This window comes from Collinsella aerofaciens (genome assembly GCF_025289055.1).
Lineage (GTDB): Bacteria > Actinomycetota > Coriobacteriia > Coriobacteriales > Coriobacteriaceae > Collinsella.
The window spans coordinates 1-1,299 of sequence record NZ_JAESIQ010000047.1 but is presented as its reverse complement, the minus strand read 5'-3'; the positions used below and the strand labels follow the sequence as shown (position 1 = coordinate 1,299).

Below are 1,299 nucleotides of genomic sequence, written 5' to 3'. Positions count from 1 at the left end.
GGGGGTGCGGACGATTTCTTGGACCGCGCCTAGGCGTATCCAAGCTTCCTGCGGTACTCCGTCGGGCTCAGCCACCCGAGGGACTTCTTGATGCGCCCATCCCGATAGTACACGAGGTAGGCCTCGAGCCTCCCCATGAACTCCTCGGCCGTCACGCCCTCCCAGTCCCTGTAGCGGAAGAACTCGTTCTTGAGGCGCCCGAAGAAGCCCTCGCAGGCCGAGTTGTCCGGGCTGCAGCCCTTCGCGGACATGCTCCTGACCAGGCCGTTCTCCTCGCAGATCCCGATCCACTCCGGCCAGCGGTAGTGGCCGCCCCGGTCCGAGTGGATCGTCGTGCGCGCCCCCGCCGGCCTCGCCGCGCAGGCCTTGAGCAGGCTCGAGTTCGCGAGGCGCTTGTCGGGGTGCAGCCCGATCGACCAGGCGACGGGCATCCCGTCGAAGCAGTCGATGACCGGGCTCAGGTAGACCTTCTCGCCGCCCGGGAGCCTGAACTCGGTGATGTCGGTGAGCCACAGCCGGTTGGGCTCGTCGGCGTGGAAATTCCTGTTCACGAGGTTCTCCGGCGCCTTGGAGACCTCGCCGGCGTAGGAGCTGTAGCCCCGGGCGCGCCTCTTGTTGTAGACGACCTCGAGGCCCTCCTCGCGCATCACGCGGGCCACGCGCTTCTCGCTGGCGCGGACGCCCTCGCGGCGCAGGCGCGCCCAGACGGTGCGGTACCCCCAGCACCCCGAGCCCTCGCGGAAGATGCGCACCACGCGGTCGCGTATGTCGGCGTCGCGGTCGCGCGGCGCGGCGACGCGGGGCCTCCAGTACTCATAGGAGCTCTTCGATATCCCCAAGAAACCTGTGATCGAGCGGAGGGGCAGGGCGGTCGCCAGCCTCAATCTCTCGCCGAGCTCGCACTTGCTCCTGTTCGAGATCGAAGCCGGGTCCCACCCTTCCGCTTTTAGGTCGGCCAACACCGCCCTGAGCAGCAGGTTCTCTATCTGGTCCTCGTTGAGCCCGGCGAGCGGGCCGGTCGCGGGCGGGGCGTAGATCGACTTGTCGGGGCCCAAGCTGGCCTCCTTCCGTGGCGGTTTCCTCGCCACGATTCTACAGCGCGCCCCGGTGTAGCTGTGCGGGAGGTGCCCCGTCGCCCACTTCTTGGCCGCGCCCACCGAGACCCCCGCGAACTCCGCGGCGGCGGTGGGCCCCATGCCGTTCTCCGTCGCCAGGAGGAAGAGCTCGACCTTCTCCCTGCTGTACATGCGAACCTCCAGTCCGGACCGCCCCACGGTCCAACTTTCTGTCCGCACCCCC

At 68.6% G+C, this 1,299-nt stretch carries 1 protein-coding gene; it reads right to left on the bottom strand.

Annotated features, from left to right (window positions below):
• Positions 1–29: 29 nt before the first annotated feature.
• Positions 30–1,299, bottom strand: a 1,270-nt coding sequence (locus JMJ97_RS09425; RefSeq protein WP_260700106.1) for an IS3 family transposase, incomplete at its 5' end; no start/stop codon positions are given.